This window comes from Gardnerella sp. DNF01157, from assembly GCF_049244225.1.
Taxonomy (GTDB): domain Bacteria; phylum Actinomycetota; class Actinomycetes; order Actinomycetales; family Bifidobacteriaceae; genus Bifidobacterium; species Bifidobacterium leopoldii.
This window is the reverse complement of record NZ_CP058388.1, coordinates 868,865-894,240: the sequence shown is the minus strand read 5'-3', so window position 1 is coordinate 894,240 and position 25,376 is coordinate 868,865. Positions and strand designations below refer to the sequence as shown.

At 40.0% G+C, this 25,376-nt stretch carries 14 protein-coding genes, 2 tRNA genes and 1 pseudogene; 12 read left to right on the top strand and 5 right to left on the bottom strand.

Annotated elements, in window-relative coordinates:
- Positions 1–219 precede the first annotated feature (219 nt).
- The 7 genes from HXT38_RS03315 (at position 220) to glgX (ending at position 11,418) form a co-directional block, all read left to right on the top strand.
- Entirely contained in the window at positions 220–2,184 is a 1,965-nt protein-coding gene (locus HXT38_RS03315; protein ID WP_421776918.1) for an ABC transporter ATP-binding protein, read from the top strand.
- 26 nt (positions 2,185–2,210) lie between these two features.
- On the top strand, positions 2,211–2,984 hold the full coding sequence (locus HXT38_RS03310) for an energy-coupling factor transporter transmembrane component T family protein (protein WP_004106997.1): 774 nt from the start codon (positions 2,211–2,213) through the stop codon (positions 2,982–2,984).
- A 54-nt stretch (positions 2,985–3,038) separates the two neighbouring features.
- Complete coding sequence (gene menA, locus HXT38_RS03305) at positions 3,039–4,124, top strand: 1,4-dihydroxy-2-naphthoate octaprenyltransferase (protein ID WP_004119308.1); 1,086 nt, start codon at positions 3,039–3,041, stop codon at positions 4,122–4,124.
- 232 nt (positions 4,125–4,356) lie between these two features.
- Positions 4,357–5,145, top strand: coding sequence for an ANTAR domain-containing response regulator (locus HXT38_RS03300; protein ID WP_004119309.1), 789 nt, complete (start codon positions 4,357–4,359; stop codon positions 5,143–5,145).
- Between the two features lie 78 nt (positions 5,146–5,223).
- On the top strand, positions 5,224–8,301 hold the full coding sequence (polA, locus tag HXT38_RS03295) for a DNA polymerase I (protein ID WP_410295043.1): 3,078 nt from the start codon (positions 5,224–5,226) through the stop codon (positions 8,299–8,301).
- Between the two features lie 21 nt (positions 8,302–8,322).
- A complete protein-coding gene (locus tag HXT38_RS03290) occupies positions 8,323–9,207 on the top strand; it encodes a Nif3-like dinuclear metal center hexameric protein (RefSeq protein ID WP_004106979.1) in 885 nt (294 codons plus the stop codon).
- Between the two features lie 81 nt (positions 9,208–9,288).
- Positions 9,289–11,418, top strand: a complete 2,130-nt coding sequence (gene glgX / locus HXT38_RS03285) for a glycogen debranching protein GlgX (RefSeq protein ID WP_421791613.1) — start codon at positions 9,289–9,291, stop codon at positions 11,416–11,418.
- 106 nt (positions 11,419–11,524) lie between these two features.
- Here the strand turns inward: glgX and HXT38_RS03280 are convergent, their stop codons facing one another.
- Positions 11,525–12,628, bottom strand: coding sequence for a hypothetical protein (locus HXT38_RS03280; RefSeq protein WP_004119320.1), 1,104 nt, complete (start codon positions 12,626–12,628; stop codon positions 11,525–11,527).
- 184 nt (positions 12,629–12,812) lie between these two features.
- Between HXT38_RS03280 and HXT38_RS03275 the strand changes: the two genes are divergently transcribed.
- Positions 12,813–12,886, top strand: a tRNA-Pro gene (locus HXT38_RS03275).
- A gap of 81 nt (positions 12,887–12,967) precedes the next feature.
- On the top strand, positions 12,968–14,329 hold the full coding sequence (gene aroA, locus HXT38_RS03270; protein ID WP_064340547.1) for a 3-phosphoshikimate 1-carboxyvinyltransferase: 1,362 nt from the start codon (positions 12,968–12,970) through the stop codon (positions 14,327–14,329).
- Between the two features lie 77 nt (positions 14,330–14,406).
- On the opposite strand, the gene HXT38_RS03265 is transcribed toward aroA, so the two are convergent.
- The 3 genes from HXT38_RS03265 to HXT38_RS03255 all read right to left on the bottom strand — a co-directional run bounded on the left by HXT38_RS03265 (position 14,407) and on the right by HXT38_RS03255 (position 20,258).
- Positions 14,407–15,636, bottom strand: coding sequence for an acetate/propionate family kinase (locus HXT38_RS03265; protein WP_004106960.1), 1,230 nt, complete (start codon positions 15,634–15,636; stop codon positions 14,407–14,409).
- Between the two features lie 150 nt (positions 15,637–15,786).
- Positions 15,787–17,493 carry a phosphate acetyltransferase gene (pta, locus tag HXT38_RS03260; protein WP_004119325.1) on the bottom strand — a complete coding sequence of 569 codons (1,707 nt, stop codon included), beginning with the start codon at positions 17,491–17,493 and terminating at the stop codon, positions 15,787–15,789.
- A 287-nt stretch (positions 17,494–17,780) separates the two neighbouring features.
- Complete coding sequence (locus tag HXT38_RS03255; RefSeq protein WP_004111342.1) at positions 17,781–20,258, bottom strand: phosphoketolase; 2,478 nt, start codon at positions 20,256–20,258, stop codon at positions 17,781–17,783.
- 401 nt (positions 20,259–20,659) lie between these two features.
- On the opposite strand from HXT38_RS03255, the gene guaA reads away from it, so the two are divergent.
- The 3 genes and pseudogenes from guaA (at position 20,660) to HXT38_RS03240 (ending at position 25,075) form a co-directional block, all read left to right on the top strand.
- Positions 20,660–22,222 carry a glutamine-hydrolyzing GMP synthase gene (gene guaA, locus HXT38_RS03250; protein WP_421791611.1) on the top strand — a complete coding sequence of 521 codons (1,563 nt, stop codon included), beginning with the start codon at positions 20,660–20,662 and terminating at the stop codon, positions 22,220–22,222.
- Positions 22,223–22,742: 520 nt separating this feature from the next.
- Positions 22,743–24,131 carry a PTS ascorbate transporter subunit IIC gene (locus tag HXT38_RS03245; protein ID WP_004106942.1) on the top strand — a complete coding sequence of 463 codons (1,389 nt, stop codon included), beginning with the start codon at positions 22,743–22,745 and terminating at the stop codon, positions 24,129–24,131.
- A gap of 210 nt (positions 24,132–24,341) precedes the next feature.
- Positions 24,342–25,075, top strand: a pseudogene (locus tag HXT38_RS03240) (GntR family transcriptional regulator).
- Between the two features lie 100 nt (positions 25,076–25,175).
- On the opposite strand, the gene HXT38_RS03235 reads toward HXT38_RS03240, so the two are convergent.
- Positions 25,176–25,263 (bottom strand) — tRNA-Leu (locus HXT38_RS03235).
- Positions 25,264–25,376 lie beyond the last annotated feature (113 nt).

The following is a 25,376-nucleotide window of genomic DNA, read 5'->3' as shown; positions in this document are numbered from 1 at the left end:
TAATGTAACTAAGAAATTCTTATGATTGCATGTTTAATTGCACGTTATACATCATTATTAACGAATGTGTTTAATGCGTATAAATGTATAAAGTCATAGAAGTATAAATATAAAGGTATAAAAGCAAGTTGGCATCAGTCTAATATGATTGATGTCAACTTGTGTTTTTGTGTTATTAATTTTTTAGCGTTTGCTCGGTGTGTTAGAGTTAGGAATGTTATGTCTCAGCAAGAAAAATATGTTGCAGATAATCATTTAGTTGATTCTGCCGAACCGTGTAAAGAGCCTATGAAAAAAAGTGATGAATCAGTAAAAGAAGTGCCATTGCTTGAATTAAGCAATGTATCTTTTCGTTACGATACTCATAGTGATGAAAGTGTTGCAAATAAAGATAAAAAAGACAATGAAGATAATTGCAACTATGCTCTTCATAAAGTAAACCTTAGTATTCATCAAGGTGAATTCGTTGGAATTATTGGACCTTCTGGGTCTGGTAAAACAACTCTTGCTTCACTTTTTTCTGGAGCAATTCCTCACCATTATTCGGGAAAGTTTTTCGGAACTGTCAGAATTGCTGGTCATGACACTACTACTCTTGAGCTCACTAATATTGCTTGTTTAATTGGCTCTGTTATTCAAGATATTGATGCGCAAATGGTTGCTGCAAACGTTGAAGATGAGTTGCTTTTTGGTTTAGAAAACTTCGGAGTTTCGCACGATGAAATTCCTGAGCGTATAGCAAATGCACTAGAAACTGTTGGTATTAGCAATTTGCGGAATCGTGATTTAGACACGCTATCTGGAGGTCAAAAGCAGAAGGTCGCAATAGCTGCTATTTTGGCTTTAAGGCCTAAAGTGATGGTTTTAGATGAGCCTACTTGTGCGCTGGATCCAGTTTCTTCACGTATGATTTTCGACGTTTTAAGTGATTTGAATAAAAACTTTGGTATTACTATTGTAGTGATTGAGCAAAAAGTAGCTTTATTAAGTGAATATTGCAAGCGTCTTATAGTGCTTTCTAAAGGTGAGCTTGTTCTCGATGCTCCTGTTTGCGAAGCTCTTAAAGATATAGAGTTACTTCGTAAAGTAGGTATTAATTATCCACGTACTACGCGATTGCTTAAACAATTACAAGATGAACAAATTTGCGATCCAGCACCTCTTAGTGTTGGCGTTGAAGAAACTGTAAATACTATTGTTAAAACTTTGCATTCTGATTATTCTAAACTTTCTAATAGCGATTACGCGCATGATGCAGAAGCTGATTTAGAACTTAATAAAGAAGATTCTAAAAGAGCTAACAATGCAGTTAATAATACTGATAAGCCATGCCTTTCAATAGATCATGTGAGTTTTGCTTATGCAAATGATGTCAAGGCTCTAAAAGATATTTCATTTGATGCTTATGCTGGTGAATTGATCGCACTAATTGGTAAAAACGGTGCCGGAAAAACTACTATTACAAAAATTATTAACGGTTTACTAAGACCTACTGAAGGTAGTGTAACAATTGATGGTATCGACACCAAGCCATTGCGAATTAGTCAAATAGCAAAATATGTTGCGACATTATTCCAAAATCCTGATCATCAATTATGTAAAGAGACTGTTCTTGAAGAAGTAGAGTTGAGCTGTATTTTAATTGGTGAAGATTCTAGTCAGGCGAAAACGCATGCAATGGAAATTATTGAGAAACTTGACTTAAATCCTACTGACAGCCCATTCATGCTTTCTAGAGGGCAGAGACAAATGGTGGCATTGGCTGCAACTGTCGTAACGCGTCCTAAAATACTTGTTCTCGATGAACCAACTTGTGGGCTTGATTACTATGAATGCGTGAGAATTATGCAAGTGGTTGAGGAGTTGCGAGCTCACGGTTGTTGCGTGATTATGGTTTGTCATGATATGGAAGTTGTGCTTGATTATGCAACTAGACTTATAACGATTAATGATGGAAAGCTTATTATTGATGGTTCAGCGCATGATGTTTTTGAAAAACCAGACGTCTGTTCAGCTGCTTCTTTATATCCACCATTATTGTGTGCTGTTTGCCAAGGTTTGGTTTCTAACGGTTTTAAGCAATGCTATGGATTGTATACGCGAAAAGAATTAGTTGAAGCGTTGCGTTTTGGTAAAATCGCAAAACTTAGTCAGAATAAGCAGCATAATCAGCAGAATAGTTAGAAGTAAAATAAAGGCATCTGATATTTATGAAAACGAGACTATTAACATATCAATCAGGCAACACATTCCTTCACCGCACAAACCCTATTGCGAAGCTAATTCTTGCTGCGAGTATTGTAATAAGCGTATTTATTGCTAAACAGTATTCTGTACTTATTGCGCTAGCTGTTATTATTTTTGTTGGCATGGCTTTTACTCATGTTGTTAAAACATTATTTGGCCTTATTAAAGCTATGCTAATAATTTCTTGCGTAATGTTTTTGCTACAAACTGTTATTGCTCAAAGTGGGAACTATATTTTTCTATGGTTTACGTTAAGAGGTATTGATATTGGAGCGAAAGCTTCTTTGCGTTTGTTCTGTTTTGCTTTTCCTCTTGTTACAGTGCTAACAGTAACTAAATTAAACGATCTTGCAAATGCTGTAGTCCAATATTTGCATATTCCATATTGTTATGCTTTTACTATAACTACTGCGGTTCGTTTTGTGCCTATTTTTGCGCAAGAAATGTCTCAAATCACAGAAGCTCAAATGGCTCGCGGAGTTGAATACGATAGTAAAAATCCATTTAAAAAATTAAAACTTATGATGCCTCTTATTGTGCCTCTTTTGGTTTCTTCAGTGCGTAAAGCAGATAGTTCTGCGCTAGCAGCGGAAGAGCGCGGCTTTTATTTGCGTACACGCAAGTCTTCGTATTACAAATACCCATTCGGATGGCGTGGATTCTTGTCTTTAGTTATTTCTGCACTTATTATTGCTTTACCAATATGCACTTCAATCTTTTTGCCAAATTTAGTGTAAAATATTTGTGTAAATCATAAATAAATAAATCATAAATAATTTATGAGGCTTTTGATGAAAAGTGTAAAAATTTGGCTTAAGGGTGCAAGAATTTACACGCTTCCAATAGGCTTAGTTCCTGTTGTTATGGCGTTTGCGGTTTCATTTAGAATGATGCGATTTTCGTATTTTGAAGAACCAATTATGCATCTAGAGCAATGTTTTATACAATTTTTCTTGTGCTGCATGGTTGCTGCGTTTATGCAAATCGCCGTCAATTATGCCAATGATTATTGTGACGGATTGAATGGCTTGGATGAGAATCGTAGTTTGCGTGCTTTAAGTAGCAATAATTCAAAGCCTTTATGCGATGTATCTTGGCGCCTTGCAAATGCTGGAATTTCCCCGAAATCTGTGCTTAAAGCTGTAATAATTTCTGCTTTTATTTCTTGTATTTTTGGTTTGATTATTGTTTTGCGAACTGGAATATATTGGTTTATTTTACTTGGAATTGCGTGCTTTGCTGCAGCCTGGTTTTATGCCGGGGGTAAACATCCTTACGGTTATAAAGGTTGGGGAGAAGTAAGTGCGTTTGTATTTTTCGGTCCTGTTCCTTTTATTGGTTCGTTATGCGCAATTACATATGGAATTGGTATTCCAGAAACTAGTATATTTATTAATGGCGGGCAAAGGATTTTGGCTTGTTTGCTAATATCTTGCATTCCTGGTGCTTATTCGGCTTGCTTAATGATGGTAAACAATCTTCGAGATATTAAAAGCGATAAAGAGCATGGAAAAATAACTGCTATGGTTAGAATTGGTGAGCGCAATGGTAGGCGTTTATGCGCTGCTATGAGCATTGTTTCTGCTGTTCTATTGATCGCATATTCTATTTTGATTATTGTGTTACCTTCTGCAGTGCCATCAATATGGCGCTTTTATAGTGTTGAAGTTTTCCTCAGTTTTAGTGCGATTGTATGCAATACTTCATGGCATTTATTTTTTGCTGCTTTTCAGTGGCTCTTATTGTTAGTCATTGCAATTAAAGCTTATAAGTTTACTAAATGTGTGCTTATAGGTGATTACAAGAACGCTTTTCCTATGTGCGTTGCTCAGGCAATACTTGGTGCGCTGGCTGTATTATTATCTGCGATTATATAAAATAAGCAAAATAGTGCTAATTGTATGTGCTTGTTCGCGCGTCTTGCAATTCTTATGATATTATTAATTGACACGAACATGGTGCGCGTGCGGTATTTTAATGACTTGCAAATTGTGTTATGATGCGCAATTTTCACTAGTGTTTGTGAGTGTGCCGTTGCGTGAGCGCCATGTTAAAGATGCATGGCGATGTTGCCCTGTGAATGTGTGGCAATGAAGTGAGGTTTTGAATATGCCAGGTATGGATGAAAATGAAGGGACAGAGCCAGCGATGCCTGAGGTACTTACTGATGATGAGCTGCGCAAAGCTGCAGATGATGAAGCTGCTCAGCGAGAATCTAAAGAAAAGAAAAACAATCATATTCGTACTGTGGTAGTTGCAGAAGATGAATCAGTTAATCGTATGGATTTAGTGGCAATGCTTGAAGATAACGGATATCAAGTTGTAGGTCAGGCTGCTAACGGTCAAGAAGCTATTGAGTTGACGCGTGAAAATCATCCAGATGTTGTATGCATGGATGTTAAGATGCCTGTTATGGATGGCATTACCGCCGCTGCAACAATCTGTGATGAGAATATTGCTCCTGTAGTAATGCTCACTGCTTTTTCACAGTCAGATTTAGTAAAACAAGCAACTGGTGCTGGAGCGATGGCGTACGTTACTAAACCGTATGAAGAATCTAAACTTCTTCCTGCTTTGGAAGTTGCTATGGGTCGCTTTAGTGAAATCAACGATTTATTAGATAGTGTTGAACGTGCAGAAAACAAGTTACACGATGCTGAAGATCAGTTGAAGAAAACAGAAGAAAAGTTGAAGAAAGCTGAAGATACTTTAGAAGAACGTAAGCTTGTAGATCGTGCTAAAGGTCTTCTTATGGATAAGGCTGGATTCTCTGAACAGGGTGCTTTCCGCTGGATTCAAAAAACTTCTATGGATCAGCGTATCCCTAAGAAGCGTCTTGCAATGGCTATTATTGCAAAGTATAGCGATGATAAAGCAGAATCTTCATCTGAAAATTAGTAGGGTTATATTTATTCATTTTTATATAACTGCATAGTTATTTATTAGTAATTACGGAACGTGGGTGAGTAGTCAACAGTGAATACCGACATCGTTGAAGAACATTCTTCGGAACTTAAGAATGAGAAAGGAACGTTGTTGGTTGTCGATGGCCATTCTCTTGCGTTCCGTGCTTTTTTTGCAATATCTGCAGATAATTTTTCTACTCGCTCTGGGCAAGCAACAAATTCCATTTGGGGATTTATTACTATGCTTTCGCAGGTTGTAAAAAAAGAGAAGCCTGACCGCTTAGCTATTGCTTTTGACGTTAAAGGTGGAACTTTTAGAAATACTATGCTTCCTCAATATAAAGGTACTCGTGATGCTGCTCCGCAGGAGCTTCTTTCGCAGCTTCCTATTATTCAACAGATGCTTAAAGCTCTTGGTATCACTTATATTGAGAAACCAGGTTATGAAGGTGATGATGTTATCGGCACCCTTGCAACAATGGGAGCGAATGCCGGTTATAGAACTTTGGTACTTTCTGGCGATCGTGATGCATTCCAACTTATAGATGACAATATTACTGTTTTGTATCCAGGACAGCATTTTAAAGATTTAAAAGAAATGGATAAGGATGCTGTTTTTGAAAAATATCATGTTACGCCTAAGCAATATCCTGATCTAGCAGCGTTAAGAGGAGAAACTGCAGATAATATCCCAGGAGTTCCAGGTGTTGGAGATGGGTACGCTGCTAAATGGATTAATCAATTCGGCAGCCTAGAAAATATTATTGAACATTCGAATGAGATTAGCGGTAAAAAGGGAGAAGCTTTAAGAGAAAATATTGATCAAGTTCGTTTAAACCGTAAAGTTAATGCTTTAGTTTGCGATTTGGATTTAGGCGTAACTGTAGATGATTTGTGCTTTGGTGATGTTGATGCTGCAAAATTAGGAATCTTGCTGTCTCAACTTGAATTTGGCGAATTAAAAAAGAGAAAGATTCTCAAAACTTTTAGCAACGGTACGCAACAATCTATTGAAAATAATATGCGTATAATGTTTTCGTCTACGTATGAAGGTAATGCTAATAACGATGAGCTAGTTCAAGGTGATCAATCAAATATTGACGCAGAAAATTTTCAAGAAATGCTAGCAAGCATTGACTTGCATCATGTTAAAACTGTAGAAGACTTTATTAATTGGGAGAATTCCGTTTCTTCTTTACTTTATACAGAAATAAAGAAAGATTCAAAAAATACTGAAGATACTTTCGACCAACTAAGTTCCGAAGAAGAGAATTTTGAAGAATTAAGTTCCGAAAAAATTATAAATAATTCTCGTAAATGTGCCGAACCTATACTGAAAAATCAAGAAGTTGTAATATACGCTCATGAGTGCAAGAAGAATTCAAAACATCATTTTGAGTTGACTGCAGATTCTTTAATAATTCTTGTTGCTCATAAAGCTGTGTTATTGTACGCGTCTGATTTGCAATCGGCAGATCGAGCTTTGCTCGAGATGTTGCGAAAGTTCTTGCAAAAAAATTCTTCAATAACAGTATTGCATGATTATAAAAAGCATTTGGGATTGCTAAAATCGTTAGAATTATTCGATTCGAATAATTCATTTGGCACTCCACTTCTTGATACTCGATTGGCATCATATTTATTGGAGCCTGATTTTCGAGCTGAAACTTTAGAAAATATGGCTGAACATTATTTAGATATTCAGTCAGATGAAGATAATTTGGGTGAAAATGAAGCTAAGCAGGGTGAGCTCGATCTTCTTATTGACGATGAAACGCCAGCCAGTGAAGAAGAAAATAATGAAAAGCAAACTCAAGCGCGTGAAGCTAAATTCTTAAGAACTGCGCTTCTTATTCGTCTTTTGGCTCTTCATTTTGCTTCAACACTTGATGATAGAAAACAAACTGGTTTGATGACTGATTTGGAAATGCCTATTTCGCGAGTTTTGCGTGGCATGGAAGACGTCGGTGCTGCAGTTGATATGCAACGTTTAAGTGGTATGCTTAAGCAATTTTCTGCAGATGCTGAGTTCGCGCAAAATATGGCTTGGAAAGTTGCAGATAGTTCTGTTAATTTACAAAGTCCTAAGCAGTTGCAGCAAATACTTTTTGAGCATTTTGGTCTTAAACCTACTCGTCGCACAAAGAATGGCTCGTACACGACTAATGCCGAAGCTTTGCAAGCTATGTACGTTAAACTCGATCCCGAAGAGCCTGCAAGTCAATTCTTGGGCGCCTTACTTAAACATCGCGAAACTAATAAATTGAAGCAGATTGTGCAAAGTTTAATTGATGCGGCTCATTATGATGATAGGCGCATCCATACAACTTTTGAGCAGACTATTGCGGCAACTGGTCGTTTAAGTTCTGCTGATCCTAATCTCCAGAATATTCCTAATAGGAATGCTGCTGGTCGTGAGATTCGTGCTGCTTTTATTCCAGGAGAAGAATTTGAATATTTAATGAGTTGTGATTATTCACAAGTTGAGCTTCGTATTATGGCTCATGCATCTCATGATAAAACTCTTATTGAAGCATTCCGTTCCGGCGCAGATTTTCATAAATATGTTGCGAGCTTAGTTTATAAGATTCCTGTTGAACAAGTAACGCCGGATCAACGTTCTCATGTAAAAGCTATGAGCTATGGATTAGCATATGGATTGAGTACTTATGGACTAGCCAAACAGCTTTCTATTAGTCCGGCTGAAGCTGAAATGTTGAAGAATAAGTATTTTGATACTTTTGGCAATGTTCATGACTATCTGGAATCTCTTGTGTCAAAGGCAAAAGAACTTGGATATACAGAAACTATGTTTGGTCGACGTAGGTACTTCCCGCAGCTTTCTTCCAATAATCGTGCATCTCGTGAAGCTGCTGAGCGCGGAGCTCTTAACGCTCCAATACAAGGTACTGCCGCAGATATTATGAAACTTGCTATGCTTCGTGTTGATTTGGGATTGCGTGAAGCAAAAGTTCGTAGCCGAGTAATATTGCAAATACATGATGAATTGATTTTAGAAATTTCACATGGTGAGCAAGAGCAGGTAGAAAATATTGTGCGTAAAGCTATGGAAAATGCTGTGCATTTAGATGTTCCTCTTAATGTTTCTACTGGAGTTGGTGTAGATTGGCAACTAGCAGCGCATTAACACTACTTAAAGGTAGAAGAAATGATTAGATTAAGCAAAGTAATTGAAGCTATAGAAACATTGTACCCATTAAGCTTTGCTGAAGAGTGGGATGAGCCTGGTCTTATTGTTGGAGACTTGAATTCCCAAATTCAACGAATCGTATGTGTCAGTGATCCTACGATTAGCGCAGTTGATCGAGCGTTATCAATGGGTGCCAACCTATTAGTGACTCATCATCCGCTATTTTTCAAAGCTGTGCATGGAGTTTCAAACGAAACTGTTCGTGGTGAAATTGTACAGCGTTTAATTAGTAATAATTGTGCGCTATGGGTTGGTCACACTAATGCGGATGTCGCGTGGCGTGGAGTTGCTCATGCTGCGGCAGAGTATTTTGGTCTTCATAATTTGCGTCCAATTGTTGTTTCTAAACAGATCGATTCTGCTGGACGTAACATTGGCTTAGGCAGAATTGGTGTTTTGGATGTGCCAATATCATTGCGTGATTTTGCGCAAAATGTTTTTAACGTTCTTCCTCATACAAAAGTTGGTGTTCAAGTTGCTGGAAATCTTGATGCGAAAGTTAGTACAGTAGCTGTTTTGCCTGGTTCTGGGGAAAGCTTGTTAGATGAAGTTCGCAAGGAAAAAGTTGACGTATATGTTACAAGCGATTTGCGTCATCATCCTGCACTTGACGCAATTGAGCGAGCTAAATATGAATCGAAACTGCGTCTTTCTTCTGGTGAAGATTACATTCAACACACATATCCTATGATTATTAACACTTCTCATAGTGCTATTGAATCATTGTGGTTTACTTATGCGATTAATGATATTGCTGACTGCATAGAAGAAATGTATGGAGAGCGTCCAGAAGTTGCTTGGTTAGGTGAAGCTTGCGATCCATGGAATTACGTTATTAATTGAGGCTTTCATTTAAAATTCAAGCTTTTTTAAATAACGTCAACATGACGTGAAAACTACTCGAATATATGAGATACTTATATTATGCATATACGACCAGGTTCCATGTATCCGCTTGGCGCAAACTATGATGGCGCTGGCGTGAATTTTGCGCTGTTTTCCGAAGTTGCAAAGCGCGTTGAATTATGTTTATTTGATGAGCATGATAATGAAACACGTATTGATATGACTGAGCAGAACTCATACGTGTGGCATAACTATGTTTCAGGCATACAGCCTGGTCAGCGTTATGGTTATCGTGTTCACGGACCCTATGATCCTTCTCATGGTTTATGGTGCAATCCTCATAAGTTGTTGCTTGACCCATATGCCAAGGCGATTGAAGGAAATATAGACGGTGATGAGAGTCTTTTCTCGTATTGGTTTGATAATCCAGATGATATTTCAGCAATGAATACTTTGGATTCTGCGGATCATACGATGAAGGCTGCAGTTATTAACCCGTATTTTGATTGGGGTAATGATCAGCACCCTATGATTCCGTATCATGATTCTGTTATTTACGAAGCTCATGTTCGTGGAATGACTAATCTTGATAAACGTGTTCCTCCAGATATTAGAGGCACTTATGCTGGACTTGCACATCCAAGCGTTATCTCTTATTTAAGGAAGCTTGGTGTTACTGCAATAGAATTGATGCCTATTCATCAGTTTGTAAACGATTCTTTCTTGCAAAATAAAGGATTAAGTAACTACTGGGGATACAACACTATTGGTTTCTTCGCTCCTCAGAATTCTTATTCCAGCTCTGGTCAGCGCGGAGAGCAAGTTAACGAATTTAAGTCAATGGTTAAGGCATACCATGCCGCAGGCATGGAAGTGATTCTAGACGTTGTCTACAATCACACTGCTGAGGGCAATGACCGTGGTCCTACTTTGAGTTTCCGTGGTATTGATAATCGCGCATATTATCGTCTTGTAGATAATGATCAGCGTCATTATTTTGACACTACTGGTACTGGTAATTCCTTACTTATGCGTTCTCCAAAAGCGTTGCGGTTAATCACAGATAGTTTGCGTTATTGGGTAACTGAAATGCATGTCGATGGCTTCCGTTTCGATTTAGCAGCAACTCTTGCTCGTCAGTTCCAAGAAGTAGATAAACTTTCTGCATTCTTTGACATTATTGAGCAGGATCCCATTATTTCAAGTGTGAAGCTTATTGCTGAGCCTTGGGATATTGGTGTTGGTGGATATCAAGTTGGTGGATTCCCTCCAAGTTGGTCTGAGTGGAATGGAAGATATCGCGATTGTGTTCGCGACTTTTGGCGCTCACAACCATCTACATTACCTGAATTTGCTAGCAGGCTTATGGGTAGCTCAGATTTGTATGAGCAAAATGGACGAAAGCCTGTAGCTTCCGTGAACTTTATTACAGCTCACGATGGCTTCACTATGAACGATTTAGTTAGCTATAACGAAAAGCATAATGAAGCTAATAAAGAAGGCAATTGTGATGGTGCAAACGACAATCGTTCGTGGAATTGCGGTGTTGAAGGACCTACTAATATTCACGATGTTAACGAATTGCGTGAACGTCAAATACGCAATTTGTTCTCAACTCTTTTGATGAGCCAGGGCATTCCTATGATATGCGCTGGTGATGAAGTCATGCGCACGCAGAATGGTAATAACAATGCTTATTGCCAAGATAATGCTATTTCGTGGATAAGCTGGGATTATAACGAAACTCAGCGAGATATGTTCGATTTCGTTTCTAAGCTTATTCACCTGCGTTTGAAGCACCCTGTGTTGCATCGTCGTCGTTTCTTTACAGGTCGTTCTGCTGGAGATGATGTAAGCGATATTCCACAAGTTGAATGGCTTGACCATAACGGTACTGTTATGGATATGGAGGACTGGTCAAATACTCATGCTTTATCTGTGATGATTTATTTGAATGGTTCGGATATTCCAGAAACTGACTGGTATGGAACGAGAATGGTTGATAATGACTTTATGCTTATTTTTAATGCGCATTATGAACCTATTACTTTTACTTTGCCAGATAAACGTTATGGTGAGAAGTGGAAGTTGATTGTGGACACATATAATCCAAAGGGTCCGGAATTGTTATATGAAGCAGGATTTAATATTGTCGCACAATCTCGTAGTTTCTTGCTTCTTATGAGCGAGCATAAGCCAGAATGTTGAGTATTATACTTTATTCGTAAAGAAGTTCGTGACTTGTAAAAACTAAAAGCAGCGCAGAAATTTAAGTTTCTACGCTGCTTTTGTTAGTTTAATTTATCTTTTGTTCTTATTCTATTTGTGCTTTTGAGCTTCTATTTAATATTAAAGCTTGATTTATTTTTGATTGAAGACGATCGCTTTGCATAGCCGCAACTTGTCGTGAAAATACAATAATCCATCCAAGAAATAGCAGACATGATAATGCTTCAACATTTGTAAGAGTATTATTTCCATGTACCCACTGATTTCCTGCCCACGCAGTAAGAATAACCGCTAAATCGGAAGCAATATAGAATGTGCGAGAAAGCCTAGGAGCAAGCCATGGAAGGCAAACAAGCATTGTGCAAATTAATCCTGTCACTCCTCGAGCACATAAATCATGTAAGAAAGGATGTGGCGTGTATCTAAAAGTTCCTATTCCAATAAACGATATTCCTCCAAGAATCAGCAAAGCTGCCATAACAGTTGTGCGCATCTTGAAGTGTTTAATCAGTTTTTGGTTATTGTGTTGTAGCATTTCGTGCTGTGTTGCAACGAATTCAGTAATAGCAAAGTAGCTCGTTATGATAATGCAAATTCCTGACAAAACAAGTGTTGCATTAAACATACTAGCTGCAAATGTTGTGCGGTCTCCAAGTTGAGAGAAATTATTGTTATACCAGTACGGATCATCTGTCGTAAGACCTGCAGTTGCAGCTCCAGAAATAACGAATAATGGCAGGAGGGAAGCCACAGTTTTAGCTTCAAGAAGTTCAGCTTGAATAAGAGTTGCGTATCCAACTATTCCAGATAAAGCTGAGCATAATACTGGTAAATAGCTGTTCATTGCCGCTCTGCCAATAATGCTATTAATAATAGATAGCAAAGCAAAAGACATAAGAAACATCGTTGCGCCGTAAATCGTAGAAAGCGCTGTTATTTCAAACGCGTGCTTAGCTACTCGAATTAAGTGATGGCTGATAACTTTTTTATTTGTACGCAAGTATCCAACAATAAAAGCGCCTACGCTGCACAAAGACACAATAGTTGAAGCTGTAAGGAATAGTCGCTGGCTAATTTGCCAAAACGCTGGCATTGTTGCCATATACATTCTCATAATAATCATTCCACAAGCTGCGCAAACTATGAATGATATTAACCCCATTGCCTCTGTTCGCTGGAAGCGTCCCATACTTAGCCCCTTTTTCTTTAAACTAATTCTATTGTATCGTTTGGTGGCTAGTAATGAGTTTTGTTAGTCGAATTTTGTAATGAAGAAAAAATTTTCATAATACGTGTGTCGTAATTTGCATTTGTCTGCAAAGTGCGCTATTGTAATTGATTGTGCTTGGAACTGGTGATCAGTTCAAAAGCCTCGGGGTGTAGCGCAGTTTGGTAGCGCGCCTGCTTTGGGAGCAGGATGTCGCAGGTTCGAATCCTGTCACCCCGACTTTTTATATCTAATGAAATATGCGTATTTTTGCTTTTTATTCTTATTTAACAGTACATGTCAATCGATAGTATTCATAGTATGAGTGGTATTAACGATATTGCAGATTGCACTACTTTTTGGAAAGCGCCGTATGCTAATCATCAATTAAAAGCTTATATTGAGGTTCCTGGAAGTAAATCTTTGTCGAATCGTTATTTAATTTTGGCAGCTTTGGGCACAAAACCAGTAGTTTTACAAGGATTATTGCGCTCGCGCGACACGGAGCTTATGATTAGCGCTTTATCTACATTTGGCGTTAGATGTGAGTCATTAAATGAAGATGGAACTAAGCTTCGTGTAATTCCTCCAGAAGACGGAGTTTTTAGGATTCCAGATAATGCTGAAGTGTATTGTGGTTTAGCTGGAACTGTAATGCGTTTCGTTGCAGCTTTAGCTTTATTTGCAAATAAAGCTGTGCGATTTGATGGCGATAAGCAAGCTTATGCGCGTCCTATGAAGCCAGTTCTTGACGGTTTAGAGCAGCTTGGTGCTCGCGTAGAGTATCAAGGAGAAGAGGGTTTCTTACCTTTTACTATTACGCCACCTTCAGTCGAATTTAAAATAAATAATTTTTCTGAAAAAATCGTGCAAATTGATTCTTCTTCATCATCACAATTTATTTCTGCGATGCTTCTAATTGGTTCACGTATACCTGGAGGCTTAAGTCTTAAACATATTGGTGACACATTGCCAAGTATGCCGCATATTCGCATGACTATGGACGATATTTGCAAAGCGGGTGGGGTTGTAAATATGACTAGCAACGCAATGTGGCATGTTAAAGAGAGCAAAATAGCTTTATCTGATACTGTTACTATAGAGCCTGATCTTTCTAATGCTGCGCCATTTTTAGGAGCATCATTGATTGCTGGAGGAAGTGTCAGTATACCTAATTGGCCGTTTTCTTCAACTCAACCTGGAGGATTGCTTCCTGGAATATTAGAGAAAATGTGCGCAAAAGTTAGTTTTGAAAAAACAAGCGATGACGCTGGAATAATGCATGTGGAAAGCGATGGTTCGATTAAAGCAATTCCGTATCTTGATTTGAGTGCAGCAGGGGAGATTGCTCCTAGTATTGCAGCTATTCTTGCTTTTGCGGACGGTCCAAGTGAACTTCATGGTATCGCGCATTTGAGAGGGCATGAAACGAATCGTTTGCAAGCTTTAGTTAATGAATTGAATCGAGTTGGGATTGGTGCTAAAGAGCTCGAAGATGGCATTCGTATTGAGCCAAGTAATCATATGCATGGGGAAGTAATGGAAACTTATGCGGATCACAGAATGGCAACTTTTGCTGCAATGCTTGGATTACGCATAGAAAATATAAGAATCAAAAATATTTCTACTACTCGCAAAACGATTCCTGATTTTCCAGGAATGTGGCATAGAATGCTTGAATAATAAATAATCCCGAGCCTTTTTGACCCGGGATTATTCATATTTATTTATTTTGTTCTACGCCGTTAAGCGCAAACAATTTAGTGCTCAAACTTGTTGCCGTAGCTATCTTCACCAGCTTCAGCAATGGTTGCAGCCTTGCGCGCAATAGCCAACTCTTCGTTCGTTGGAATCACAGCAATAATCACAGAGCTGTCTGGAGTGGAAATAACGCGTGGCTCCTTAGAACGAACCAAATTCTTTTCCTTATCGAGCTTAACGCCGAATGGCTCAAGCTTTTCGCATACGCGAGCGCGCACAATTTCGTCGTTTTCGCCGACACCAGCTGTGAAGGTAATGACATCAACGCCGCCCATTTGAGCAGTATAGTTGCCAATATAACCAACAATGCGGTGCACGTATACGCCGAGAGCGAGCTTAGCGTTTTCATCGCCTTCTGCGATGAGCTTGTGAATATCACGCAAATCGCCATGACCAGTCATACCCATCATGCCTGAACGCTTGTTGAAGAGAGTGTCAAGTTCGTCCACGTTCATGTGAGCGTTGCGAATAAGGTGGAATACTACAGCTGGGTCAATATCGCCAGTGCGACCGCCCATCATCAAGCCTTCGAGTGGGGTTAAGCCCATAGAAGTTTCGACTGGTTTTCCAGAAATCTGAGCAGAAGCAGAAGCACCGTTACCAATGTGCAAAACAATCTGCTTCAAACCTTCTGCAGGCTTACCGACAACGCTTGGAACAACAGAGCCAATGTATTCGTGAGAAGTGCCGTGAGCACCATAACGACGAATATGATAGCGATCTGCGATTTCCTTGTTCAAAGCATAAGTTGCTGCAACCTGTGGCAAATCATGGAAGAATGAAGAATCGAATACCATAATTTGTGGAACATCTGGCAAAAGTTCAGTCATGACTTCAGCGCCAACAGCTTCTGGACCGTTGTGAAGTGGAGCCAAAACTGCCAAATCCTTAACCTTATTGATTGTCTTTTCATTGACTAATGCAGGCTTAGGGAATGTTAAGCCACCCTGAACAACGCGGTGACCGACAGCAACAATGCCAGACTCTGAAAGCTTTGGACCATATTCTTCGAAGAATCCAAGTACGCGCTTCAAGCCCTGCTCGTGGTCGTGAACTGGCTCATTGAACTCATGCTTTTCGCCATTGAATACGTGCTTGTAGTGGCCGTCAACTGGCTCGCCAATCTTCTCAACGATGCCGGAAGCGATACCTTCACCGCTTTCCAAGTCAACGAGTTGATACTTAATCGAACTGGAACCAGAATTGATAACAAGAACGGTTTTTGCCATGTGGGCATCCTCCATAAGTATTGATAAGGCTTATAAATTGCCACGCTCTAGTTTAGCGTTAAGTTCCTACAAACTTAAAGATATTGAGTGCAATGCAATACCTCAAGGTTACGTACGCACTGTGATGCTGTTTTAGGAGCTTTATTATGTTTATTCTGATTGTGCTTCTAACGCGGTTAAAGCAACGGTATTAATAATATCTTGTACTAAAGCTCCTCTAGACAAATCATTTACAGGCTTATTTAATCCTTGCAAAATTGGACCAACAGCCAGTGCTCCGCTAGAGCGTTGCACGGCTTTATAAGCGATATTTCCTGCGCATAAATCAGGGAATACAAATACATTCACATGACCAGCAATACTATTATTTTTTGCTTTTGCTGCAGCAACTGTAGGAGACCATGCTGCATCAAACTGTATAGATCCAACAATTGCTAAATCAGGTGCTTTTTCTTTCGCAATGCGTGTTGCTTCCTCTACAGTATCAACATCTGGCCCTTTTCCTGAACCAAGCGTTGAATAGGATAGCATTCCAACTTTAGGGTTGAGTCCGAAAGTCTCAGCAGTGTGTGCAGACTGAATAGCAATATCAGCAAGCTGTTCTGCACTAGGATTTGGGTTGATTGCACAATCTGCAAATACAGATACGTGATCTTTGAAGCACATAAGGAATGCTCCAGAAACCAGCTTAGAACCAGGCTTAGTTTTGATAACTTGAAGAGCAGGACGTACAGTGTTAGCGGTTGAATTAACTGAACCAGAAACAAGACCGTCTGCTTGACCTAGTACTACTAGCATGGTGCCGAAGTAGCTTGCATCTGTTAATTGTTCACGCGCTTGCTTTTCTGTCATTCCTTTCTTTGCTCTTAATTCGCAAAGTTTTGTAATCATATGGCTTAGCATTGCTTCATCGTGCATAGATTGGAAACTAGCTTTGCAAAGAGAATTGAGATTTAGTTCTTCTGCTCGAGCAAGAATAGATTCGCGTTCTCCAATGATAATTAGATTTACAATATCACGTTCTAGCAAATAGTTTGCTGCTTTAAGAATACGATCTTCTTCTCCTTCCGGAAGAACTATAGTTTTCTTATTTTCTTTTGCTTTCCCTAATAAACTGTATTGGAAAGCATAAGGTGTAGTTGGAACTTTAAATGGTTGGTGGAGAGCATTAAGAACATCATTTTCTCGAACGCAATTTACGAATGTTTCTAATGAAGAATTTTTAGTTTCTTCATCTATTGGTGGCAAAACCCATAATGGAGTTTGGCTTACTCGGGATGCTTCGTCGTTTGAGTTTGCATAATTCCTAGAGCTATAGTCACGCATTAACTCAGCTCCAAGTTCTGGATCGCAGTTTGTAACAAATACTCCTAAAACTTGTGTGCATGATTTAAGAACGCAAGCATTTGCAGAATCTATAGTTTGTAAAATTTGTTGTGAGTTTCTGCCTTGAGCTGAAACTGTGAGAAAAACAGGTGATGCCAAGTCAGCTGCAACAGTTGCGTCGAAAGAAAACAGTTCTGGATCATATGCTGGGTTTGCGTCACTAGAAACAATAATAGAAGCTTGAGCAGAGGTGGATTGCAACAATTCGTTATAGCGCGCAACGATATCTCCTCGCACTGTGTCTTTATTTGTTCTAACTATTTCTGGAGTTGTTGCAATAACTTGCTCTAATTTCGCTGAAGTATTTGTGATACCCAAAAGTTGTTTAGTAAAAGTGTCATTTGGTTGAGCGCATGGACGAAAAACAGTAGTGCTGTAGTTATTAGACAGAATATGTGTTATTCCGAATGCAACAGCATTTCTGCCGTACATATCTTCGTTGCCGATAATTGTTACATTAATATGCGACACGATGCGTTCTCCTTTGATACTTCGTGTTACTGCTAGGTTTATATTGTTAATGTAAGTTTTGCATTTTGCAATATAAACAAACTTTTTCTATTGTACGGCTTATCTATGTTGTACACGCACAAAATAGTAATTATAAATGTAATTTATTTTGCATATAACTAGTTTTATTGCATTGTTTGTTTTAATACATGAAGCTTTTTTGTTTTAATACACAAAACGGGAGCCAATCTTTCGATTGACTCCCGAAATGTTTTTAGCTAACCAATTTTAGCTTTATCAGCTTAAAACTACTCGTTATCGCCTGCGGTTGCAGCGGTAGCGGTGACAGCGCCTGGCTTATCGGTCTTAACGCCTGGCCATACCCAATCGGTGTAGTCTGGGTGATCAAGACCCTTGTCGACTGCATACTGGAAGGCTTCGAGGCGGAAGTCCTCGAGCTTCTTGATTTCGTCGGCATACTTAGCGGCGTCAACCATGCGCAATGCTTCAGCGGTAAGCTCGTAACGATCCATGTCGTTCACACGAACCATATCGTATGGCGTTGTGGTGGAGCCCTGCTCCTTGTAGCCATGAACGTTGAAGTTATCGTGGTTTGGACGATCATAAATCAAGCCGCGAACGTCATGTGCATAGGAGTGATAAGCGAAGAGGACTGGCTTGTCAGCAGTGAAGAGCTCAGTGAACTCTTCGTCAGTCAAAGCTTCGTTGTTTTCCTTAGCGGACTGCAACTTGAGCAAGTCAACAACGTTAACAACCTTGAACTTAACGCCAAGCTTGTTCAACTTGTCGGCAGCTGCCATCAATTCCTGCTGTGGAACATCGCCAACACCAGCGAGAACAACCTGAACTTCGTCATTGTTCTTAGCGTTGGAAGCCCACTTCCACTCAGCAGCACCCTTCTCGAGCTCTTCGCGAGCTTCGTCGAGAGTCAACCAAGTAGCAGCTGGCTGCTTACCAGCGAAGATAGCATTAATCATGTTGGTGGACTTGTAAGCCTTTTCAGCAACAGCAAGCAACATGTTGGAATCTACTGGGAAGTAAATGCCGATTACGTGATCGTTGTTGAAGGTCTTGTTCAAGAGCACGGAGGTTACGCCTGGATCCTGGTGCGAGAAGCCGTTGTGATCCTGACGCCATACGTGGGAGGATACCAACAAGTTCACAGAGGAGATTGGCTTACGCCATGGGATCTCACGAACGGTAGCCTCAAGCCACTTTGCGTGCTGGTTCAACATGGAGTCGATAACGTGTACGAAGGACTCGTAGGAGCTCCAGATGCCGTGACGACCGGTGAGCAAGTAACCTTCGAGGAAGCCTTCCATCTGATGCTCGGAAAGCTGCTCGGTGACCTGACCGGTAACAGCCATGTGCTCATCGACTAAGCCGGAGAGATAGCCAGCATCCCACTGCTTGTTGGTTACTTCGTAAGCAGCCTGCAAACGGTTGGAAGCAGTCTCATCTGGTCCGAAGATACGGAAGGAATCTGGGTTGTTCTTGATGATGTCACGAGTGTAAACGCCAAGACGACGGGTAGCTTCGAGCTGACCCCAGCCGTGACCGAATTCCTTAACTTCCTTGACTTCGTAATCCTCAAGCTTTGGAAGCTTCAAATCTTCACGAATACGACCACCGTTGGCGTTTGGATTTTCACCAATGCGGAGTTCGCCCTTTGGCATGAAGGAAAGAACGTCTTCCTTCACAGCGCCCTTTTCATCGAAGAGCTCTTCAGGCTTGTAGGACTTCATCCAGTTCTTCAAAACCTCGAAGTGAGCTTCGGTATCGCGAGCAGATGCCAGTGGCACCTGGTGTGCACGCCAAGAACCTTCGGTCTTCTTGCCATCGATGAACTTCGGGCAGGTCCAACCCTTTGGAGTGCGGAAGATAATCATTGGGTAGTAAGGACGAGTTACATCGTTAGTCTGAGCCTCAGCCTTAATATCGCAAATTTCATCGAAGATAGTTTCGAACATGTCAGCAAAGCGACGGTGGATGGACATATGATCCTCATCGTCGAAGCCAGCAACGAACTCGTATGGTTCATAACCCATGCCGTGGAAGAACTCATGAAGCTCTTCATCGGAAATACGGGAAAGAATTGTTGGGTTAGCAATCTTATAGCCGTTCAAGTGCAAGATTGGAAGCACGATACCATCGGTACGTGGGTTCACAAGCTTGTTGGACTGCCAACCGGTAGCCAAAGGACCGGTCTCAGCTTCACCATCGCCAACGATTGCTGGAACGAACAAGCTTGGGTTGTTCATAACAGCGCCGTAAGCGTGAGAAAGTGCGTAACCGAGCTCGCCACCTTCATGGATGGAACCTGGGGTTTCAGGAGCGAAGTGAGAAGGAATACCGCCTGGGTAAGAGAACTGACGGAAGAACTTCTGCAAACCAGCTTCGTCCTTAGTAATCTTTGGATAGTACTCAGTGTAAGTACCGTCGAGGTAAGACTGAGCAGTACCAGCTGGGCCGCCGTGGCCTGGACCCATGATAATCACGGTGTTCTGCTGGTGATCAGCGATAAAACGATTAATGTGGCCGATAAGGAAGTTAAGACCTGGAGTGGTGCCCCAGTGGCCCACCAGACGATGCTTAACGTCTTCGCGAGTGAACGGCTCCTTCATTAGAGGGTTGCTGCGAAGATAAATTTGGCCGATTGCAAGATAGTTGGCAACGCGCCAGTACTTGTCTACGCCTTCGATAGCTGCCTCGGAAACTGGAGCGTTTAGCTTCTTCCAAGGTGTGCCAATAACAGGACTCGTCATGTGTACTCCTGTACTCAAGCACTTTTCAGTGCAATTTGATCATTACCATTTGGTTATAGAGACTGGAAAACAAATGTATTACAGCTCTTTTTCCATCCGTTTCAGTATAGTGCCAGCGTCTGACTTTTGTTCGTTTGGTTACTTCTTCGTGCATTTGTGTTGAAAAAATGTGTGATTATGTGCGTAAAAAATGAGCCATTTGTATAGATTATGTTATATTTAATGTTCATTTTATACTTTATAGTTAAGCGTTTCGCACAAAAATCTACCAACGTTATTTGCAGTGTTAGACTGTACGTGTAACTTTTGTGTTTAATTTTCGGCGTTTTGTAATTATATAACGTCGCAAAGTTTCACTATTATAAGTTGAATCGTGTTAGAACATATATATAAGGAGAATCATGGCAAAAGGACCAGTGCTTGTCGTTGATTTTGGCGCTCAATATGCTCAGCTTATTGCTCGTCGAGTGCGCGAAGCAAATGTGTATTCAGAACTTGTTCCTCACTCTATGCCAGTTGACGAAATGCTTGCTAAGGATCCTCAAGCTATTATTCTTTCAGGTGGTCCTGCTTCTGTTTATGAACCAGGTGCTCCTGACATTGATCCAAAGATTTTTGAAGCAGGTGTACCGGTTCTTGGTATTTGCTATGGCTTCCAGGTAATGGCTCATGAGCTTGGTGGCGATGTCGATAAAGCTGCACTTGGTGAGTATGGCAAGACTGCTGCAACTATTGATGATTCTGAAGATTTACTTTCCGGATCCCCATCTGCGCAGAATACTTGGATGAGTCACGGTGTTGCTGTTAAGCGTGCTCCAGAAGGTTTTACGGTTTTGGCTCACACAGAAGGTGCTCCAGTTGCAGCAATGCAAGACGAAAGTCGCAAACTCTACGGTGTGCAATGGCATCCAGAAGTTAAACACACTCCATTGGGTCAGGAACTTATATCTACATTCTTACATAAGTGTGCAGGGCTGGATAATAATTGGAATCCTTCTAATATTATTGAGGATCAAGTTGCTAAGATTCGTGAAGAAGTTGGCGACGCGCAAGTTATTTGTGGTCTTTCTGGCGGCGTAGATTCTGCTGTTGCTGCAGCATTGGTACATAAAGCAATTGGCAATCAGCTTACTTGCGTTTTTGTTGACCACGGTTTGCTTCGTAAAGGCGAAGTTGAGCAGGTTAAGCATGATTTTGTTGAAGCAACAGGCATTAAACTTATTGCAGTTGATGCAGAAGATGACTTTTTGAACGCACTTAAAGGCGTGAGTGAGCCGGAGCGCAAGCGCAAGATTATTGGCGAAAAGTTTATACGCACTTTTGAAAAAGCTCAGCGTCAAGTTATCGAAGAAGCTGGAAAATCTGGAGCAGAAGTTAAGTTCCTTGTGCAAGGCACGCTTTACCCGGATGTAGTTGAATCCGGTGGCGGTGATGGTGCTGCAAACATCAAATCTCATCACAATGTTGGAGGTTTGCCAAAAGATTTGAAGTTTAAGCTTATTGAACCTTTGCGTACTTTGTTTAAGGATGAAGTTCGTGCTATTGGAACTGAGCTTGGACTTCCAGATGAAATTGTTTGGCGTCAGCCATTCCCAGGACCTGGTTTAGGTATTCGTATCGTGGGCGAGATTACACGCGAACGCTTAGCTGTTCTTCGTGAAGCAGATGCTATTGCACGCGAAGAGCTCTCTAAAGCTGGATTGGATCGCGACATTTGGCAATGCCCAGTCGTTTTGCTTGCTGATGTTCATTCTGTTGGTGTTCAGGGTGATGAGCGTACATATGGTTCTCCAATTGTTTTGCGTCCTGTGAGCTCTGAAGATGCTATGACAGCTGATTGGTCTCATGTGCCTTACGATGTGTTGGCAAATATTTCTACTCGAATCACGAATGAATGCCGTCAAATTAATCGTGTAGTGCTTGATGTAACGTCTAAGCCGCCTGCCACGATTGAGTGGGAGTGACAGTTTTTGATGAGAATTATTGACTGAAATATAAACATATGTTTATACAGTAAAACATATGTTTATTTTCATTAAAAACTGTAATAATTACTGATTTTTATAAAGCACTTCGTGAAAATGGAGTGCTTTTTTCTGTATATTGGTGTGTCGAATTTTCTAAAAACAGGTAAATTTTCGAATTTTATCGATATTTAATGAATATTTTAGTAGTAAATACTGTTGTTTTTAATTGTTTATAATGTTTAAACGATATAATGAATTTTACATGAAACAACAGTATGAGCTGTAACAGTAGTTGTTGGCTGGGTGTAAAAACTGCTGCTCGTAGTAGCTCTTACTACTTTGCTTCATTGCGGAACCGTGAATTTTGTATGTGTAGTTTTACTGTGCTACGAAACTAATCGTGTATTTCGAATAGTTTCGCCTACGGTATCGTTTGCGAAGTTTGTAAGATATTTTTGCCGCCAATAATTGCGTAAGCCGCTCAAACTATATCGATTAATATGGTAAGGAGAGTTACGTGGACGGCATTCTGTCAGTACTGCTCGATATTTTCAGACAGCCATCTGTTATAGTTGCGCTTATTTCTTTTATTGGGCTTGCAGTGCAAAGAAAGAAATTCTCGGATATTTTGCAAGGATCAATCCGTACCCTTGTTGGTTTTCTTGTTTTAGCAGCTGGTTCTGGAGTTATTACTGAAGCGTTGAATCCATTTGGCAAAATGTTTCAATACGCATTTCATGTGCAAGGCGTAGTGCCGAATAATGAAGCAATTATTGGAACTGTTTTATTGAAGTATGGCTCTGAATCTGCGCTTATTTTCTTCTTTGGAATGATTGTTAATATTATTCTTTCTATTACTTCTCGTTTTAAATTTATCTATTTAACGGGTCACGTAGCTTTCTATATGGCAAGTATGCTTGCTGTTATATTTAATGTTGCTGGTTTTAGCATGTGGGAAGTCCTTTTATGGGGTTCAATTGCTCAAGGATTGTTTACGACAATTTCTCCAGCACTGGTGCAGCCGTTTATGAAAAAAGCTTCAGGCAAAGATGATGTTGCTTTAGGACATCCTGCTGGTACTGGTGTTGCTTTAGGTGCGTTAATTGCAAAGATTACTGCTTCAAAAAAGCGTCCTTCTAAGTCAACTGAGGATATTAAATTCCCAGCAGCATTGGGATTCTTGCGTGATACAACAGTTCTTATCACGCTTTCTATGGCTGTTATTTATATCGTAGTGGCTCTTTTTGCTGGATCTTCGTATGTCGAAACACATTTATCTAATGGTCAAAACTCCATTGTTTTCGTTATGTTGAAGGCTGCAACTTTTGCTGCAGGTGTTTATATTATTCTTGCAGGCGTGCAGATTGTTCTTGACGAAATTGTTCCAGCTTTTAAGGGAATATCGGAAAAGCTTGTTAAAAATGCTCGTCCTGCTTTAGATGCACCAATGACTTTTGGCTTTGCTCCTAATGCTGTTCTTATTGGCTTCTTGGCTAGTTTCTTTGGCGGCTTGCTTGGAATGACGTTTATGGCGATTTTGGGAACGACAATTATTATTCCTGGAATTGTTGCGCATTTTATGGCTGGTGGTGCTGCAGGAGTATTTGGTAATGGTCAAGGTGGAATACGTGGTTGCTTGACTGCATCATTTATTAATGGCCTTTTCATTACTTTCCTTCCGTTGTTCCTTTTGCCAGTGCTTGGCAATTTAGGAAGTGCAAATTCTACATATTCTGATGCAGATTATGGCGTATTTGGTGTAATACTTGGTCACGTAAATATTGTCGGTGGTCGTACTGTTCTAATTTCTGTAATACTTATTGCACTAATATTGTTCTATTCTGTTTCGATATTGATGAATAAACGCGATTCTAATAATTTTGAAAAAGTTGAAGAAATAAAATAAGTAAAGAAAATAAAAATACAATTAAATAATTGTGTAGACATAGATTAAATTCTTTTTACTCATTTTCCTATTTGTTTGTACATTTTATGTTAGGGCTGATAGGATAACAGAGTTATTAGTTTTGCATGAGCCGTTGTTACTATGCTGTGTTTTACACAAACTAGTATCAGCGGCTTTTTCATGCTAGCGCTTAGTTAGGGGAGAGTGATAATGGTCGACGGTGTGCCTAAATATATTGCTGTGCGAGATAATCTACGCGCTCGTATTGATTCTATGGAAGCTAACGAACAATTACCTCCTGAAATTGAATTGTGCAAACAGTACAATGTGAGTCGTATCACTTTGAGGCATGCAGTTGATAATCTTATTACTGAAGGATTACTTGTTCGTGAGCAGGGTAGGGGAACATTTCGAGCTTCTTCAATTATTCATACTTATAATCAGGAAGTGATTTCTGATCGCGCGCAAGGATTTTATGAGCAGGCTTATTCTAATGATGCAAAAGTTAGAATAAAAGTTATTGAAAAAGATGTTATTCACGATGAAGATGCTGCTGCTCGTTTAGGTCTTGATCCAGAAGATGAGTTGATATGTTTGAAACGCTTGCGCTATGTTGACGATGTTTTATCGCGTTATAGTGTGATTTATTTGTCTGCTTCGCGTTTTCCTAAAATTTTGACGCATGATTTTTCAGATGATTCGTTAGCTGATTTTTTGTTCAAAGCGTACGCTGTTCAGCTTGTAGAAAATGAGGTGTCTGTGCATGTAGAAGAGCTGTGTGACCGGCTTGCGGCAGTACTGAATGTTGTGAAGTTGGAACTTCTGTAATTGCAGCTTATTCTACTGTAAAAGATAAGTTTGGCACGATTATTGCTTTTGGTGCAGCTGTTTATACGCCAAATTCTGGCGAGATTCGTTTCCATTTGCATTCAAATGCTGCTTAATTAAATTTTTTAGGGCTAGCTAAGATGATCTTCTTAGCTAACACCTTTTTTGCGTTAGAAAACAATAAAACCTTGCTGGCTTTCCAGCAAGGTTTTTTCGTGTCCGGAGCGGGAGTTGAACCCGCACGCCTGTAACAAATAGGCACTAGCACCTCAAGCTAGCGCGTCTACCATTCCGCCACCCGGACAGGTGTTTTAGACAACAGATAAGACTATAACATCTTTTTTTCTTCTTCGCTTCGGCGTGTTGAAAAAATTACGAATTTTCAAAATATTTATATATGAAAATAGTAATAATAGT

What these genes read in the sequence shown, in the direction of transcription:
- HXT38_RS03315 (WP_421776918.1), top strand. Translation starts at nt 220, where the DNA reads ATGTCTCAGCAAGAAAAATATGTTGCAGATAATCATTTAGTTGATTCT.
- HXT38_RS03310 (WP_004106997.1), top strand. Translation starts at nt 2,211, where the DNA reads ATGAAAACGAGACTATTAACATATCAATCAGGCAACACATTCCTTCAC.
- menA (WP_004119308.1), top strand. Translation starts at nt 3,039, where the DNA reads ATGAAAAGTGTAAAAATTTGGCTTAAGGGTGCAAGAATTTACACGCTT.
- HXT38_RS03300 (WP_004119309.1), top strand. Translation starts at nt 4,357, where the DNA reads ATGCCAGGTATGGATGAAAATGAAGGGACAGAGCCAGCGATGCCTGAG.
- HXT38_RS03290 (WP_004106979.1), top strand. Translation starts at nt 8,323, where the DNA reads ATGATTAGATTAAGCAAAGTAATTGAAGCTATAGAAACATTGTACCCA.
- glgX (WP_421791613.1), top strand. Translation starts at nt 9,289, where the DNA reads ATGCATATACGACCAGGTTCCATGTATCCGCTTGGCGCAAACTATGAT.
- HXT38_RS03280 (WP_004119320.1), bottom strand. Translation starts at nt 12,628, where the DNA reads ATGGGACGCTTCCAGCGAACAGAGGCAATGGGGTTAATATCATTCATA.
- aroA (WP_064340547.1), top strand. Translation starts at nt 12,968, where the DNA reads ATGAGTGGTATTAACGATATTGCAGATTGCACTACTTTTTGGAAAGCG.
- HXT38_RS03265 (WP_004106960.1), bottom strand. Translation starts at nt 15,636, where the DNA reads ATGGCAAAAACCGTTCTTGTTATCAATTCTGGTTCCAGTTCGATTAAG.
- HXT38_RS03255 (WP_004111342.1), bottom strand. Translation starts at nt 20,258, where the DNA reads ATGACGAGTCCTGTTATTGGCACACCTTGGAAGAAGCTAAACGCTCCA.
- guaA (WP_421791611.1), top strand. Translation starts at nt 20,660, where the DNA reads ATGGCAAAAGGACCAGTGCTTGTCGTTGATTTTGGCGCTCAATATGCT.